Below are 14,705 nucleotides of genomic sequence, written 5' to 3'. Positions count from 1 at the left end.
AGTAATTACCAGTATTTCGGTGCGTGTCCCGCAGATGCGTACGCGGCCGCACCCGGGAAGGGCGCGGCCGCGTACGGAAGGGTCAGGCGGACGTGGTGACGCGGTCGGAGGGCGGGAGGCCGAGCTGGTCCGTGGGGACCTTGTGGGTCTCGCGCGCCGTCGCCACCGCCACCGCGCTGATCGCGCACAGGATGGCGGTGAAGATGCCGACGCCGACCCAGCCCTGCAGGCCGAGCCAGCCTCCCGGGGAGACGATGCCGGCCGCCGAGGCGACCGCGAAGCCGGCGACGGCGAAGCCGATCTGGGTGCCGATGGCCATGCCCGACAGCCGCACCTTGGTGGTGAACATCTCCCCGTAGAGCGAGGGCCAGATGCCGTTGGAGGCGCTGTAGACGACGCCGAGGGTGAGGATGCCGACCAGGAAGATCATCGGGTAGCTGCCGGAGTTGATCGCCGCCAGGTAGGCGAAGATCATGATCGGGCTGCCGACGGCTCCGATGAGGAACACGGGCTTGCGCCCGATCCGGTCCGACAGCATGGCCCACAGCGGGATGGCCAGCAGCGCGGCGGTGTTGGCCACGGTGCTCACCCAGAGCATGGTGGCCCGGTCCAGGCCGACGTTCTCGACGGCGTAGTTGAGCGCCCACACGGTGAAGATGGTGCTGACCGTCGCGATCAGCGCCGCGCACACCACCCGCACCACGCTCGCCCAGTGGTCGCGGAAGAGCAGCGACAGCGGCATCCGCGGCACCGTGCCCTGGGCCACCTCGCGCTCGAACGCCGGCGTCTCCTCCAGCTTGCGCCGGATCACCCAGCCGACCACGGCCACGATCACGCTCATCCAGAACGGCACCCGCCAGCCCCAGGACAGCAGCTGCTCCTCGGGCATGGCCGCCACCGGGATGAACACGACGGTGGCCAGGATCTGCCCGAACTGGGTGCCGTTGAGCGTGAAGCTGGTGTAGTAGCCGCGCCGGTGCTCGGGGGCGTGTTCCAGGGTCATGGAGTTGGCGCTGGCCTGCTCCCCGGCGGCCGACAGGCCCTGCATGATGCGCAGCACGACCAGCAGCACCGGGGCCAGGTCGCCGATCTGGTCGCGGCTCGGCAGGCAGCCGATGAGGAACGTCGACACGCCCATGAGCACGAGCGTGAACACCATGATGCGCTTGCGGCCGAACCTGTCGCCGACGTGACCGAGGATGAACGCGCCCACGGGCCGGGCGGCGTAGGCGACGCCGAAGCTGGCCAGCGACTGGAGGGTCGCCGTGGTGGGATCGGACTCGTCGAAGAACACCTTGGAGAAGATGAGGGCGGCGGCGCTGCCGTAGATGAAGAAGTCGTAGTACTCCAGCGCACTGCCTATCCAGGCCGCGACGGCCGCTTTGCGCGGCGTGCCCTGGCGGGCGCCGGGGGGTTGGTCGGTCACGATGGCTCCCTGTTGGTGCGGCGTCGTCAGTGTGGACCGTGCCCCCGTCCGGGCCCCGCACTTGTTACGAACTAGATAGTTAATTGCTCGCCATGCTCCTGTGGCCGCGATCTCATGTCAAGAGTCTCTTCACGGGACGACTCCGGAGATGTTATGACTAACTCACTAGTTCGTACATAACTCATGAGGGTGAGCATGACCTCCTACCTGATCGGGCTCATCGGCTCCGGCATCGGGCCGTCACTCAGCCCCGCCCTGCACGAGCGGGAGGCGGTCCGGCTCGGCATCCCGTACGTCTACCGCCTGATCGAGACGGCCGACGCCGCCGAGGTGGGGGAGCTGGTCCGCGCCGCGCGGCGGTTCGGCTTCGACGGGCTGAACATCACCCACCCCTGCAAGCGGGCCGTGCTCCCGCACCTGGACGAGCTGTCGGCGGACGCGGCCACGCTGGGCGCGGTCAACACGGTGGTGTTCGACGGCGAGCGCGCGGTCGGGCACAACACCGACTGGACCGGCTTCGCCGAGTCGTTCGCCCGCGACCTGCCCGGCGCGCCCACCCGCCGGGTGACGCAGCTCGGCGCGGGCGGCGCCGGGGCGGCGGTCGCGCACGCGCTGCTCACGCTGGGCGCGGGCGAGCTGACGGTGGTGGACGCCGAGCCCGGCCGGGCCCGGGCGCTGGCGGGGGAGCTGGCCGAGCGGTTCGGCGCGGGCCGGGCGCGCCCGGCGGCCCCGGACGACCTGCCGGACCTGCTGCCGGACGCCGACGGGCTGGTGCACGCCACCCCCACCGGCATGGCGGGGCACCCCGGCCTGCCGCTGCCCGCCGCCCTGCTCCGCCCGGACCTGTGGGTGGCCGACATCGTCTACCGGCCGCTGGAGACCGAGCTGCTGCGCCAGGCCCGAGCCCTGGGCTGCCGCACCCTCGACGGCGGCGGCATGGTCGTCTTCCAGGCGGCCCACGCCTTCCACCTGTTCACGGGCAGGAAACCGGACGCGGAGCGGATGCTCGCCCACCTGACCGAACTCGTCACCGCCTGACAGGAGGACGCCATGCGCAAGTCCATCGCGACCGTGTCGCTGAGCGGCACGCTGACCGAGAAGCTGGAGGCGATCGCCGCGGCCGGCTTCGACGGGGTGGAGGTGTTCGAGAACGACCTCGTCGCCTGCCCGCTGCCGCCCGAGGAGATCCGCCTGCGGGCGGACGACCTGGGGCTGGGCATCGACATGTACCAGCCGCTGCGCGACTTCGAGGCGGTGCCCGACGACGTGCTCAAGGGCAACCTGCGCCGCGCCGAGTACACGTTCGAGCTGATGAACCGGCTCGGCGCGGACACGCTGCTGGTCTGCTCGAACGTCTCCCCGGACGCCCTGCCCGACGACGAGCTGGCCGCCGCCCAGCTCCGCCTGCTCGCCGAGCGAGCCGCCGGGCACGGCATCCGGGTCGCCTACGAGGCGCTCGCCTGGGGACGGCACGTCAGCGAGTATCTGCACGCCTGGCGGATCGTGCGGACGGCCGACCATCCCGCGCTCGGCGTCTGCCTGGACAGCTTCCACATCCTGTCGCGCGGCTCCGACCCCATCGGCATCGAGGCGATCCCGGGGGAGAAGGTGTTCTTCCTGCAGCTCGCCGACGCGCCCCGGCTGGCCATGGACGTGCTGCAGTGGAGCCGCCACTACCGCTGCTTCCCCGGCCAGGGCGGCTTCGACGTGACGGGCCTGGTACGGCACGTGCTGGCCACCGGGTACGCGGGACCGCTGTCGCTGGAGGTGTTCAACGACGTCTTCCGCCAGTCCGACGCCCGCCGGACCGCGCTGGACGCGATGCGGTCGCTGATCGCGCTGGAGGAGGCGCTGACGCCGGACGGGGTGCCGCCGGTGGTGCCGTCCGGGTTCGCCTTCGCCGAGCTGGCCACCGGGGGCTCCGCCGAGCTCCCCGGGATCCTGTCGGCCCTCGGCTTCGCCCGTACCGGCACGCATCGGACGAAACCGGTCGAGCTCTGGGAGCAGGGCGGCGCCCGCGTCCTCCTCAACGCGGCCCCAGCGGAATCGGCCGACGAGCAGCCGGCGCTGGTGGCGATCGGGCTGGAGACGCCCGACCCGGCCGCTTCGGTGAAACGGGCCGGGAAACTGCTCGCGCCGGTGCTGCCGCGCGAGCGCGCGCCCCGCGACGCGCCGCTGGACGCCATCGCCGCCCCCGACGGGACCGCGCTGTTCTTCTGCCGCACCGGCCACGCCGACCACCCCGACTGGACGGCCGACTTCCCCCGTACGGAGCCCGTACCGGAAGGGGACGTGACCGGGATCGACCACGTCGCGCTCACCCAGCCCTGGCAGCACTTCGACGAGGCGTCGCTGTTCTACTGCGGCGTGCTCGGGCTGCGCCCCCAGGAGAGCCTGGAGGTCGCCGACCCGTACGGCCTGCTGCGCAGCCGCGCCATGGCCGGCGGCGGCACCCGCCTGGTCGTCAACATCGCCAGGACGGTCGCCCGCCAGGCGTCCCGGCAGCACGTCGCGTTCGCCGTCCGCGACCTGCGGGCGCTCGCCCGGCGGCTGCGCGCGGACCATCCCGGCCTGCTGCTGCCCATCCCGGCCAACTACTACGACAACCTGGAGGCCAGGTACGGGACGGACCCGGAGATCAGGGAGCTGGGGCTGCTGTACGACAGGGACGAGGAGGGCGAGTTCCTGCACCTGTACACGGTGACGGCGGGCCGGGTGTTCTTCGAGCTGGTGCAGCGGATCGGCGGCTACGACGGGTACGGCGCCGCCAACGCGGCCGTCCGGCTGGCCGTGCAGCACGCCGAGCGGTCATAGGATGAGGCGTATCGTCCCCGCCGTCCCGTGGAGTCACATGACCTCGCAGCCAGCCACCGGTGAGCGACGGCGCGACGCCGACCGCACCAGGGCGGAGATCCTCGAGGTCGCCCAGCGGGAGTTCGCCAGGCGCGGCTACGCGGGGGCGCGGGTCGACGAGATCGCCGAGCTGATGCGCACCACCAAGCGCATGATCTACTACTACTTCGGCAGCAAGGAGAAGCTCTACATCGCCGTCCTGGAGAAGGCCTACTCCGAGGTCCGCGCCGCCGAGCGCGACCTCGACGTGGAGCACCTGGCGCCGGTCGAGGCGATCCGCACGCTCGCGCAGCTGACCTTCGACCACCACGAGGCCCACCGCGACTTCATCAAGCTCGTCGCGATCGAGAACATCCACGGGGCCGAGCACATACGCAAGTCGCAGGCCCTGGCCAACCTCGGCACGCCCGTGCTCGGCGTCATCGAGCGCATCCTGGAGGCGGGCCGGGCCAGCGGCGACTTCGACACCGAGGCCGACGCCGTCGACGTGCACATGATGATCAGCGCGTTCTGCTTCTTCCGGGTGGCCAACCAGCACACGTTCGGCGCGCTGTTCGGGCGCGACATGGCCGCGCCCGAACACCGCGACCGGCTGCGCCGCATGGTGGGCGAGATGACCGTCGCCTACCTGCGCGGCGGTCACAAACCGTAGGCCTCCAGCAGCCGCAGCCACACCTCGCTCACCGTCGGGAACGACGGCACGGCGTGCCAGAGCCGCTCCAGCGGCACCTCGCCGGTCACCGCGACGGTCGCCGAGTGCAGCAGCTCGGCCGTGCCCGGCCCGGCGAACGTGACACCCAGCAGCACCTTGCGGTCCTCGTCCACCACCGCCTTGGCCCGGCCGCGGTAGCCCTCGCCGAGCAGGTAGGCGCCGGACACGTCCGCGAGGTCGTACTCGACCGCCCGCACCCGGAACCCGGCCTCGCGGGCGGCCGCCTCGGTGCGCCCGACCGAGCAGATCTGCGGGTCGGTGAACACCACCTGCGGCGGCCCGAACCCGTCGGCGACCGCGCGCATCCCCGGCAGGTCGCCGGCCTCGCCCCTGGCCCGGGCCGCGATGACGTCACCGCACGCCCGCGCCTGGTACTTGCCCATGTGGGTGAGCAGGTTGCGCCCGTTGACGTCGCCCACCGCGTACAGCCAGCCGCCGTCCACGCCGGTGGCGCGCAGGCTGTCGTCCACCTCGACCGGCCGGTCCGCCGGCAGCCCGACGCTCTCCAGCCCCAGCCCCTTGGTGGCGGGTCTGCGGCCGGTCGCGACCAGCACCTCGTCGGCCTCGATCGGCGGGCCCTCCGGCAGGTGGACGGTCACCTTGCCGCCCGGCTCCGGCCGCTCCACCCGCTCCGCCGAGGTGTGCGGCCGCACATCGATCCCGGCGGCCGCGAACGACTCGGCCAGCAGCTCACCCGCGAACGGCTCCATCCGCTCCAGCAGCCCTCCGCCGCGCACCAGCATCGTCGTCTGCCTGGCGCCCAGCCCGTGCATGGCCTGCGCCATCTCGCAGCCGACCACGCCGCCGCCGATCACCGCGAGCCGGTCGGGCACCGAGGAGGCGGCGGTCACCTCGTGGCTGGTCCACGGCTCCGCCTCCCTCAGCCCCGGCACCGGCGGCACCGAGGCGACGCTGCCGGTCGCCAGCACCACGGCGTGGCGGGCGATCAGCACCCGCTCGCCGCCGTCCGGGGTGTCGACGACCACCCGCCGCGGGCCGTCGAGCCTGCCGCGCCCGCGCACGAACGTGGCGGGCACGCTCTCGATCCACCCCACCTGGCCGGCGTCGTCGTAGCGGCTGACCGCCTCGTCGCGGCGGGCCAGCACCGCCCGCGTGTCGATCGGCCCCACCTCCAGGCCCGGGACCCGGGACACGTCGGCGGCCAGCTCGACCGGGCGCAGCAGCGCCTTGCTCGGGATGCACGCCCAGTAGGAACACTCGCCGCCCGCCAGCCGCTCCTCCACGACCGCGGCCGACAGCCCGCCGCGCACCGCCCGCTGGGCGACGTTCTCACCGGCCGGGCCTGCTCCGATCACGATGACGTCGAACTCGTCGGACACGGTTACCTCCCGGATGGCGTTTCCCCTGGGGGCAGTCTGCCAGTCGATCAGCGCCCGCTCCAGAGCCCTCACCGAGCGGCGGAACCGGTCACGAACCGGTCGAGGGCACCGCCTTCACCCAGGTTCTGTCGTCGGTCAGGAACCGGTCCAGCCGCAGCCCCGCCGCCTCAAGGGCGGCCGCCAGCTGGTCGTCCGACAGCCGCCGCGAGGTGAACGACTGCGTCCACTCGTGCTCCCCGCACACGGACCGCATGGTGGCGTTGACCACGCCGGGAGCGACCTCCTCCAGCGCCGACATCTCGATCCGCATGTCGCCCTCGGTGCGGCCGCGGCCGACCTCCCAGGCGTCGTGCCGCTCCGGCGGCGTCCACTGGATCAGCACCGCCCCGTCCCCGGCCACGTGCCGCGCGCACGCCTCCAGCAGGCCGTGCCGTCCCTCCTCGTCGGCGGTGTGCACGAGGTTCGAGGCCATCAGCACCCCGTCGAAGCGCCGCCCCAGCCGCAGGTCCTGGATACGGGTGCACACGGTCTCCGCGCCGCGCACCTCGGCCAGCATCTCGGCCGACTCGTCGACCGCGACCACCTCGTAGCCGCGTTCGATCAGGGCGTGCGTCACCCGCCCCACGCCCGCCCCCAGGTCGAGCACCGACCCGCCGACCGGCACCTGGCCGGCCACGACGTCCGGCTCCTCGCGCGGCTTGATCCTCTTGTAGACCTCGACGGAGGAACCGTCGGGGGTGATGGCCCCGGACCCGGTTCCGCTGTTCGGAGTGATCTTCATGCGTTCGACACTAATCCCGGAAGGGCGCGCCGTCAGTCGCCGAACCGGGACAATTTCCCGTGCCGCCGGGCATACCGCAGCGCCCACCCGAACAGCGCCAGCGTCGCCGCCACGTAGACCACGTTCAGCCCCGCCGCCCACGCCATCCGGTCCCACGGCACCGCGCCGCCCGCCATGACCGTGCGCATCCCCTCGAACACGTGGGACGCGGGCGTGAACCAGGCCACCACCCGCAGCGGCTCCGGCAGTACCGAGACCGGGTAGAAGATCCCCGCGAGCGGCTGCACCACGAACACCAGCGACCAGGCGATCACCTGCGCGTTCTCGCCGAACCTGAGCACCGCCGAGATGCCGACCAGCCCGAGCGACCAGCCGAACACCAGCAGCACCCCCATGAACGGCACCAGCCCCACGCCCAGGGTCATCACCCCGAACCCGTACAGCGCGTACGCCAGCCCCGCCATGACCATGACCGCGACCGCCACCTTGCCCAGCGCGAACAGCATCAGCCCGGTCACGTACTCCACGCTGGACAACGGGCTGACCTGGACGTTCAGCAGGTTCCTGGACCAGATGTCCTCCAGGAAGGCGATGGAGATCTCGTTGCTGGCCTTCTGCAGCACCTGCCACAGCAGCACCGCGCCGAGCAGGAACGTGACCACGAACGGCACCCGCTGCGACTGCAGGAAAAGCGTCACGAATCCCCACAGCACCAGCTCGACCGTCGGCCAGAACAGGATCTCGAACATCCTGATCGGGCTGCGCCGCAACGCCGCGAAGTCGCGCCGCACCACGCCGAGGATCCGCTGCCGCCGGGCGGCCGCCCCGAGCGGGGGCAGCGTCAGAGTCGTCATCCGCGCGCCACCTTCAGGAACACCTCTTCCAGGTCCACGGCCCCGTAATGACCGGCCAGCTCCGCGGCCGTCCCCGCGGCGACGATCCGCCCGGCCGCCATGAAGCAGATGCGGTCGCACATCCGCTCCACCTCGCGCATGTTGTGCGAGGTGATCAGCATCGCGCTGCCGTTCTCCCTGGCCACCCGCGACAGCAGGCCGCGGATGCGGTCGCCCGCGTCGGGGTCGAGGTTGGCCGTCGGCTCGTCGAGCACCAGCAGCCGGGGCGCGTTCAGCAGCGCCTTGGCCAGCTGCACCCGGGTGCGCTGGCCGGACGACAGGTCCATCATCCGCCGCCCGCGCAGCGGCCCCAGCTCCAGCAGCTCGATCATCTCCGCCACCCGCGCCTTCGGCCGCCGCACCGCGTAGAGGCGGGCGAACGCGTCCAGCACCTCGTGCACCAGCAGCGGCCCCGGGAGGTCCACGTAGCTGGCGGCGAAGTTGACCTGGCTGAGCACCTCGACGCGGTGCCGCGCCAGATCCATCCCGAAGACCCGCACCTGGCCCGCGTCGGGAGTGATCAGCCCGAGCAGCATGTGGAGCGTCGTCGACTTGCCCGCCCCGTTGAGGCCCAGCAGCCCCACGACCTCGCCCTGGCCTACGCCGAAACTCACCTCGTCGACCGCGGTGACCGGGCCGAACCGCTTGACCAGCTTGATCGCCTCGAGGATGGCCACCGCTTCAGCGTGCTGCCCCGGCGTGAGTCATCGCAACGGGTTTTCCTCCAGCATGGCCAGCAGGTCCCACTCGTTCTCGCACACCCGCCGCCCGATCGCCGCCAGTTCCACCGACCGCGACTCGCCGGTGAGGTGCCGCCGGGCCTGCACGACGCAGATGACGCCCCACTTGAGCACCCCGAACGTCTCCCACCAGCGCAGCGCCTCCCGGTCCACCGGGTGTCCCGACGCCTTCTCGTACGAGGTCACGAGGTCGTCGTAGGACCCGAAACCGCCCACCGGCAGCGGCGACCCGAACCGCCACGCCTTGACGCACAGCCAGCCCAGGTCCTCCAGCGGGTCGCCGGCGTGCGCCAGCTCCCAGTCGAGCACCGCCCTGACGCCCTCGGGCCCGACGATCAGGTTGCCGTTGCGGAAGTCGCCGTGCACCACGGTCCGCCGGCCGCTCACCGGCCGCGCCGCCGCCAGGCGCCGCAGGGCGAGCTCGAAGACCGGATGCGGCTCCCCGGCCGCATCCAGCGCCGCCCGCCACTGCTCCAGCGGATCGTCGCTTCCGTCATCGGCCCGGGGGAGCGCGGACAGCGGCATCCGATGGATCGCCGCCAGCGCCTCACCGCACTGCGCGGCCAGCCGCGGCCGCGCCTCGCGGAAGGCGTCGTCCCGCAGGATCCGCCGCGGGATCGTCTCACCCTCGATCCGCTCCATGAGCACGTACGCGTCAGCCGCCGCCACCACGCCGGGCACCGGCACCCCGGCCTCCCGCGCGGCCCGCATCAGCCCCGCCTCGGCCGCCAGCCCGGCGCCCAGCCCGCCCTCGGCCCCCGACCGCAGGATCAGCGGATGACGTACCCCGTCAGGCGTGACCACGTCCAGCGCCCACGTCTCCCGCGACGCCCCGCCCGGCAGCCGCACCCGCCCCTCGACCGAGGCCCCGCCACCGAAGGCCTCCCGCACCACCGCGTCGACGTCGGTCACCGGAGCCCGAACTCCCAGTTGCCGCCGCCCGCGTACTCGCCGAGTATCCGCCGCCCCACCGAGTCGATGTGCACCTCGTCCGGCCCGTCGTAGATCCGCCCGGCCCGCGCGTGCCGGTACATCCGGTCCAGCGGCGTGTCCGGAGTCAGCCCCGCCGCCCCGTGCACCTGGATCGCCCGGTCGATCACGTTGTGCAGCATCCGCGCCCCGACCACCTTGATCGCGCCGATCTCCACCCGCGCGCCGCCCCCGGCGTCGACCGCCTCCGCCGCCTGCAGCGTCAGCAGCCGCGCCGCCTGGATCTCCGCGTACGAGTCGAACACGTGCTGCCGCATCAGCTGCTTCTTCGCCAGCGGCTCGCCGAACGCCGTCCGCTCGTGCAAGCGGCGGCACATCAGGTCGAACGCCCGCTGCGCCTGCCCCAGCCACCGCATGCAGTGGAAGATCCGCCCCGGCCCGAGCCGCTTCTGCGCGATCACGAACCCGTGCCCGCGCGGCCCCAGCAGGTTGGCCGCCGGCACCCGCACGTCCTCGTACCGCACCTCGCAGTGCGACCCGTTCAGCCCGAGCACCGGCGTCTCCCGCACGATCGTGTAACCGGGCGTGTCCGTCGGCACCAGGATCATCGAGAACGCCAGGTGCGGCGGCGCGTCCTCCTCGGTCCGGCACATCACGGTCGTGTACGCCGCCTGCGACGCGCCCGTGGTGAACCACTTGTGCCCGCTGACCACCCACTCGTCGCCGTCGAGCACCGCCCGCGTCGCGATCTGCGTCGGGTCGCTGCTCGACACCGCCGGCTCGGTCATCGCGAAGCTCGGCGAGATCTCGGCCCGCACCAGCGGAGCCAGATAGCGCTCCCGCTGCTCGGCGGTCCCGTGCTCGTACAGCATGAGCGAGTCCTGCAAGGTGTACGTGCCGAGCGCGAGCTGCCCGTACTCACTGCGCCCCTGCACCTCGTTCACGTACACGTAGTCGAGGAACGGCAGCCCGCCGCCGCCCAGCTCCTTCGGGTGCCCGAGCGCCCAGAGCCCTTCCTTCTTGGCCTCCTCCTGCAGCTCGCGGAGCGCCTCCCGGCCGCCTTCCTCGATGGCGCGCTCCGCGGGCTCCACCCGCTCGGTCATGAACGCGTACACGGCATCCCGCAGCGGGCGGACCCTGTCAGGCACGGCGAAACTCATGCAAGGATCTCAACCGAAAACGACTGTCCGGTCAACGGAGAACAGCATGCACGACGCCCCGACATCTGCCCAGCTGGTCGCCGCGGTCCGTGAGTTCCTCGAAACGGACGTGCTCCCGGCGGCCGAGGGCCGGGTCCGCTTCCACACCAGGGTCGCCATCAACGTGCTCGCCATGGTCGAACGCGAGATCGAGCTCGGCCCGTCCCAGGCCCTCGACCACGAGACCCGCCTGGCGGCCCTCGGCGTCGCCTCCGACGCCGAGCTCGCCGCCGCGATCCGCGAGGGCCGCCTCGACGACAACCCCATGCTGGCGCCCTTCCTGAAGGAGGCCGTACGCGCCAAACTCGCCGTCGCCAACCCTGACTACGGCTGAAATTTTCAGCCCGTACGAGCCCGCTTCGGAAAGCCCTTTCCCCAGCTCATCCCCTGGTAGGTTCGTCCACTTCGGCCCTTGACATCCCGCCGTCATTGGCGTGGCCTTCCGCGGTCAGATACCGTCACCGGACGGAGCGCTCCCACCACCGGCCCCCTACCGGAACACGGAGACCGCACTATGTCCCACGCCGGACCCCGCCGCCGGGCGCGGCGCATCCTCGCGCTGCTCGCCGCCACGGTGACCCTCCTCGCCATGCCCCTGACCGGCACCGCCTCGGCGCACGGCTCGATCGTCGACCCCGCCTCCCGCAACTACGGCTGCTGGCTGCGCTGGGGCAGCGACTTCCAGAACCCCGCCATGCAGCAGCAGGACCCGATGTGCTGGCAGGCCTGGCAGGACAACACCAACGCGATGTGGAACTGGAACGGCCTCTACCGCGACAACGTCGGCGGCAACCACCAGGCCGCCGTCCCCAACGGCCAGCTCTGCAGCGCCGGCCGGACCCAGGACGGCCGCTACCGCTCCATGGACACCCCCGGCGCCTGGACCATGACGAACGTCGGCAGCTCGTTCAGCATGCGACTGTACGACCAGGCCCGCCACGGCGCCGACTACATCAGGGTCTACATCACCCGCCAGGGCTACGACGCCACCACGACCCCGCTCGGCTGGAACCACCTGGAACTCGTCCGCGAGACTCCCCGGTACGCGCCCGCCGAGAACTACCTGATCACCAGCCTGACCAAGGGCTCGCGCACCGGCCGCCACGTGATCTACACGATCTGGAAGGCGTCCCACATGGACCAGACGTACTACTTCTGCAGCGACGTCAACTTCACCTGACCCTTTCCCCTTCCGCTTCGTGAGCGGCCGCGCATGGACGCGTGGCCGCTCGCGCGCAGCAGGCGGACAAAGGGGAGTTCGTGTTCATCGCGAGAAGAGCGTCATGCGCCGAACCGGCCGCTACGTAGTGCGGCGACCGACTCCACCAAGCTGGCCCTCTCCACTGCGTAGAGCACGTCCTCGATTGTCTCCGGCGGGTTCACCCGGGAGTCCACGATCTGTTGGACACAGGCCCACACGATCCGGTCGTCGAGTTCGATCTGATCGAGGATGAAGTCGTCCGGCGACTGAGCTCCAAATTCCAGGTGGTTAGTTCCTCCGCTGGGAAGTCCTTGAGATTGGAGGTGACGATGACCCGGGCGCCCGCCTTGATCGCGGCTGCGAGTACATGCCTGTCATCCGGATCGGGCAGCTTCAGTCCTTCCATCAACGGCTCGTATCCCTCAACCAGGCAGTTTCGGACTGCGGCGTTCATGAGGTCACGCAATCTCGAGAGCTTGTCCGCCGGAATGTCCGGGCGATCGGCCGCCAGGTTGCGAAGCGTCTCGTCCAGAATTTGGTTCGTCCACTTGGCTTGCACGATGTCGGCCTGGGCGATGCGGATGAGGAGATCCCGGAGAGTGTTGCCATAGAGGACGTTGGCGTCGTAGACCACGACGAAGGCCACGTCAGATCCCCAGCTCCTGGCCGAGAGCGGCGAGGTCGTCGGCGGCGGACCGCCGCTTCAGATCATCACGCCGTTTGTACGCCATGAGATCCTCAACGGTGATGCGACGGTGCTTCCCCACCATCCGGTAAGGGATCGCACCATCCTCCAGCAAGCCGATCAGGTACGGCCGGGACACGTTCAGCATGTCCGCCGCCTGCTGGGTGGTGAGCTCGGCGTGGGACGGAACAACCGACACACCCCGACCCTCCGCGGCCTGAGCCAGTATGTACGCCAGCAGGCTCACGGCGTCACGCGGAAGAATCAATGCTTCCTCGTTGCCGACCTCCCCGGAAACCGGGATGACCTCCTTCTCGGGATGTCTCATCAGATAGTCCTTGATCCGCCTGACGGCTCGGGCTGCGACCTGCGCGTCCATCGACCCGGGCTCGATCGAGCGCTTGACCTGGATGCCTGCCATGACTGGCTCCTTCCCCACAGTCGCATTATGCGCAATAATCGAAACAAACGCAACAGGGGGCGTGCGAGGCAGGGCTGGAGACTGCTCGCGACCTGCTGTCCGGTGTGGACGTGCAGTGGGGCGAGTGGCCGCACGGTGGCCGGTTCGTCACCAGCCCCCGCCGCCGAAGCGATGTGGCTGTGGGATCGCTCGCTGACAGGGGGCACCCTGATCGAGCAGACCCCGGTTCGCTCAATGATTTCGAGCGATTGCGAGTGGCAGGCTGGCAGGCCCCTTTCTGCCAGAATCTTGACTAGAGAGGACGAACATCCAGGCACATGCGAGGGCTAACGGTGGGCCACCCCGAAGATTTCCGAGAAGGGATGACGATGTCAGCTGAGCGGAAGCCGGGTGCTGTCAGGCAGTTGCGGCTCGTGGTGGAGGCGGAGGATTACGAAGCGGCCGTCGCTTTCTATCGGGACGTGCTGGGTTTGCCGGAGCAGGCCGCCTTCTCCGGGGGCGACGGAGCTGAGGTGGTGATCCTGGAGGCGGGCCGGGCGACGCTGGAGATCGCCAATCCGGCGCAGAAGCGGATGATCGACGACGTGGAGGTGGGGAGGCAGGTGGCGCCCAAGTTCCGGGTCGCGTTCGAGGTGGAGGACACGCGGGAGACCGTCGACCGCCTGACGTCGGGTGGAGCGGATGAGGTCGCACCGCCTACCGTCACGCCCTGGCAATCGCTCAACGCTCGTCTAGATGCGCCGGGTGGCATGCACATCACCGTCTTCCAGGAGCTGCAGAGCCTGGAGGAGCGTGAAGCTCTCGACGGATTCGGCACGGGGACCTGACCCGTTGTTCTGTCCACAGTGACCGCCCGGCTGCCACGCGGGCGGCCGGGCCGTCTACGTGCCTGGATCAGGCGCCGTAGAACCACTTGGAGGATCACCCTTGAGCATGGATCATTGCTCCTGATGACACAGACGACTCAGCGCACCTGGACCCACGGTGTCCCCCGCACCACTTCCGCCGGGCGCCGCATCGGCCTCACGTTCCGTTGTTTCGATACGGGGTCCGTGAGATGAGTGGGCGGGCTGGGGTCAGCACCTGATGCCGTCCAGATGGTATTGAAGAAGATGGCAGAGGATGGATCTCGTGAAGGTGAACTGGACGCCCCTTGTCCTCATAGGCGTAGCTCTCGTCCTCGCCGCTGTTTCGCTTGCTCTGAAGGCGAGTCCTGATCTTGACGTGGTCCGAATCGGCGGCATCCTCGGTGCCGTGGGAATCCTGGTAGGAGGGGCAGCCCTCGTGGTCCATGGGATCCAGCGCGGGATCGAACGGGATCGAGACCGCCACATGTGATCGCACCGTTAGGAGTCGCGGGAATCTTTCGGTGATCTCATCCTGTCCGTGCTCTGGATGTGATCCGAGCAGGGCCATCATCACGTTGATGAAGAGGATCATCGCGACTTTGGTGGCCTGTGGTGCCCTGCTGGCGGGCGGTGATTCCCCTCAGGCAGTGACCGAGGACCCCGTACGGGCGCTTGA

The 14,705-nt window shown here is 70.5% G+C and carries 17 protein-coding genes; 7 read left to right on the top strand and 10 right to left on the bottom strand.

What is annotated here, in order from left to right; all coding sequences use genetic code 11:
- Positions 1–82: 82 nt before the first annotated feature.
- Entirely contained in the window at positions 83–1,426 is a 1,344-nt protein-coding gene (locus tag FR742_RS17950; protein ID WP_148032009.1) for an MFS transporter, read from the bottom strand.
- A gap of 195 nt (positions 1,427–1,621) precedes the next feature.
- Here FR742_RS17950 and FR742_RS17945 point away from each other — a divergent pair, with 195 nt between their 5' ends.
- From FR742_RS17945 to FR742_RS17935, 3 genes are read left to right on the top strand one after another with little or no spacing between them, the layout of a single operon-like run.
- Entirely contained in the window at positions 1,622–2,464 is an 843-nt protein-coding gene (locus FR742_RS17945; protein WP_261808593.1) for a shikimate dehydrogenase, read from the top strand.
- A 12-nt stretch (positions 2,465–2,476) separates the two neighbouring features.
- Positions 2,477–4,240, top strand: a complete 1,764-nt coding sequence (locus tag FR742_RS17940; protein WP_148032008.1) for a bifunctional sugar phosphate isomerase/epimerase/4-hydroxyphenylpyruvate dioxygenase family protein — start codon at positions 2,477–2,479, stop codon at positions 4,238–4,240.
- Between the two features lie 37 nt (positions 4,241–4,277).
- On the top strand, positions 4,278–4,931 hold the full coding sequence (locus FR742_RS17935) for a TetR/AcrR family transcriptional regulator (protein ID WP_148032007.1): 654 nt from the start codon (positions 4,278–4,280) through the stop codon (positions 4,929–4,931).
- Here the strand turns inward: FR742_RS17935 and FR742_RS17930 are convergent.
- From FR742_RS17930 to FR742_RS17905, 6 genes are all read right to left on the bottom strand, one after another.
- Positions 4,919–6,331: an NAD(P)/FAD-dependent oxidoreductase gene (locus FR742_RS17930; RefSeq protein ID WP_148032006.1), complete on the bottom strand. Its 1,413-nt coding sequence runs from the start codon at positions 6,329–6,331 to the stop codon at positions 4,919–4,921. The two genes, FR742_RS17935 and FR742_RS17930, sit on opposite strands and share 13 nt — an antisense overlap.
- 88 nt (positions 6,332–6,419) lie before the next feature.
- The gene (locus tag FR742_RS17925) at positions 6,420–7,112 is read right to left on the bottom strand and encodes a bifunctional 2-polyprenyl-6-hydroxyphenol methylase/3-demethylubiquinol 3-O-methyltransferase UbiG (RefSeq protein WP_148032005.1); all 693 of its coding nucleotides are present in this window, start codon (positions 7,110–7,112) and stop codon (positions 6,420–6,422) included.
- A gap of 32 nt (positions 7,113–7,144) precedes the next feature.
- Positions 7,145–7,966: an ABC transporter permease gene (locus tag FR742_RS17920; protein WP_148032004.1), complete on the bottom strand. Its 822-nt coding sequence runs from the start codon at positions 7,964–7,966 to the stop codon at positions 7,145–7,147.
- Complete coding sequence (locus tag FR742_RS17915) at positions 7,963–8,682, bottom strand: ABC transporter ATP-binding protein (RefSeq protein ID WP_148032003.1); 720 nt, start codon at positions 8,680–8,682, stop codon at positions 7,963–7,965. The genes FR742_RS17920 and FR742_RS17915 overlap by 4 nt, the downstream gene beginning before the upstream one ends.
- A gap of 27 nt (positions 8,683–8,709) precedes the next feature.
- Positions 8,710–9,657: a phosphotransferase family protein gene (locus FR742_RS17910; protein WP_148032002.1), complete on the bottom strand. Its 948-nt coding sequence runs from the start codon at positions 9,655–9,657 to the stop codon at positions 8,710–8,712.
- Positions 9,654–10,835 carry an acyl-CoA dehydrogenase family protein gene (locus FR742_RS17905; protein ID WP_148032001.1) on the bottom strand — a complete coding sequence of 394 codons (1,182 nt, stop codon included), beginning with the start codon at positions 10,833–10,835 and terminating at the stop codon, positions 9,654–9,656. The genes FR742_RS17910 and FR742_RS17905 overlap by 4 nt, the downstream gene beginning before the upstream one ends.
- Before the next feature lie 46 nt (positions 10,836–10,881).
- Between FR742_RS17905 and FR742_RS17900 the strand changes: the two genes are divergently transcribed.
- Together FR742_RS17900 and FR742_RS17895 are read left to right on the top strand one after the other, a co-directional pair.
- Complete coding sequence (locus FR742_RS17900; protein WP_148032000.1) at positions 10,882–11,208, top strand: DUF6285 domain-containing protein; 327 nt, start codon at positions 10,882–10,884, stop codon at positions 11,206–11,208.
- Positions 11,209–11,388: 180 nt separating this feature from the next.
- Positions 11,389–12,054 (top strand): lytic polysaccharide monooxygenase, encoded by a 666-nt coding sequence (locus FR742_RS17895; protein WP_148031999.1) that lies wholly within the window; start codon positions 11,389–11,391, stop codon positions 12,052–12,054.
- A 199-nt stretch (positions 12,055–12,253) separates the two neighbouring features.
- Here the strand turns inward: FR742_RS17895 and FR742_RS17890 are convergent, their stop codons facing one another.
- Both FR742_RS17890 and FR742_RS17885 read right to left on the bottom strand, forming a co-directional pair.
- Complete coding sequence (locus FR742_RS17890) at positions 12,254–12,721, bottom strand: putative toxin-antitoxin system toxin component, PIN family (RefSeq protein WP_261808592.1); 468 nt, start codon at positions 12,719–12,721, stop codon at positions 12,254–12,256.
- 1 nt (position 12,722) lies between these two features.
- The gene (locus tag FR742_RS17885; protein WP_148031998.1) at positions 12,723–13,181 is read right to left on the bottom strand and encodes a helix-turn-helix domain-containing protein; all 459 of its coding nucleotides are present in this window, start codon (positions 13,179–13,181) and stop codon (positions 12,723–12,725) included.
- Positions 13,182–13,549: 368 nt separating this feature from the next.
- Here FR742_RS17885 and FR742_RS17880 point away from each other — a divergent pair, with 368 nt between their 5' ends.
- The gene (locus FR742_RS17880) at positions 13,550–14,008 is read left to right on the top strand and encodes a VOC family protein (protein ID WP_148031997.1); all 459 of its coding nucleotides are present in this window, start codon (positions 13,550–13,552) and stop codon (positions 14,006–14,008) included.
- Between the two features lie 123 nt (positions 14,009–14,131).
- Positions 14,132–14,242 (top strand): hypothetical protein, encoded by a 111-nt coding sequence (locus FR742_RS46565; RefSeq protein WP_396989296.1) that lies wholly within the window; start codon positions 14,132–14,134, stop codon positions 14,240–14,242.
- On the opposite strand, the gene FR742_RS17870 is transcribed toward FR742_RS46565, so the two are convergent.
- On the bottom strand, positions 14,205–14,621 hold the full coding sequence (locus tag FR742_RS17870) for a hypothetical protein (RefSeq protein ID WP_148031996.1): 417 nt from the start codon (positions 14,619–14,621) through the stop codon (positions 14,205–14,207). The two genes, FR742_RS46565 and FR742_RS17870, sit on opposite strands and share 38 nt — an antisense overlap.
- Between the last annotated feature and the right edge of the window lie 84 nt (positions 14,622–14,705).

This window comes from Nonomuraea sp. C10, assembly GCF_008017515.1.
Classification (GTDB): Bacteria; Actinomycetota; Actinomycetes; order Streptosporangiales; family Streptosporangiaceae; genus Nonomuraea; species Nonomuraea ferruginea.
The sequence above is the reverse complement of the archived record's forward strand: the minus strand, read 5'-3'. Positions and strand labels throughout refer to the sequence as shown.

What these genes read in the sequence shown, in the direction of transcription:
- FR742_RS17920 (WP_148032004.1), bottom strand. Translation starts at nt 7,966, where the DNA reads ATGACGACTCTGACGCTGCCCCCGCTCGGGGCGGCCGCCCGGCGGCAG.
- FR742_RS17925 (WP_148032005.1), bottom strand. Translation starts at nt 7,112, where the DNA reads ATGAAGATCACTCCGAACAGCGGAACCGGGTCCGGGGCCATCACCCCC.
- FR742_RS17895 (WP_148031999.1), top strand. Translation starts at nt 11,389, where the DNA reads ATGTCCCACGCCGGACCCCGCCGCCGGGCGCGGCGCATCCTCGCGCTG.
- FR742_RS17935 (WP_148032007.1), top strand. Translation starts at nt 4,278, where the DNA reads ATGACCTCGCAGCCAGCCACCGGTGAGCGACGGCGCGACGCCGACCGC.
- FR742_RS46565 (WP_396989296.1), top strand. Translation starts at nt 14,132, where the DNA reads ATGACACAGACGACTCAGCGCACCTGGACCCACGGTGTCCCCCGCACC.
- FR742_RS17940 (WP_148032008.1), top strand. Translation starts at nt 2,477, where the DNA reads ATGCGCAAGTCCATCGCGACCGTGTCGCTGAGCGGCACGCTGACCGAG.
- FR742_RS17870 (WP_148031996.1), bottom strand. Translation starts at nt 14,621, where the DNA reads ATGATCCTCTTCATCAACGTGATGATGGCCCTGCTCGGATCACATCCA.
- FR742_RS17880 (WP_148031997.1), top strand. Translation starts at nt 13,550, where the DNA reads ATGTCAGCTGAGCGGAAGCCGGGTGCTGTCAGGCAGTTGCGGCTCGTG.
- FR742_RS17945 (WP_261808593.1), top strand. Translation starts at nt 1,622, where the DNA reads ATGACCTCCTACCTGATCGGGCTCATCGGCTCCGGCATCGGGCCGTCA.
- FR742_RS17885 (WP_148031998.1), bottom strand. Translation starts at nt 13,181, where the DNA reads ATGGCAGGCATCCAGGTCAAGCGCTCGATCGAGCCCGGGTCGATGGAC.
- FR742_RS17900 (WP_148032000.1), top strand. Translation starts at nt 10,882, where the DNA reads ATGCACGACGCCCCGACATCTGCCCAGCTGGTCGCCGCGGTCCGTGAG.
- FR742_RS17905 (WP_148032001.1), bottom strand. Translation starts at nt 10,835, where the DNA reads ATGAGTTTCGCCGTGCCTGACAGGGTCCGCCCGCTGCGGGATGCCGTG.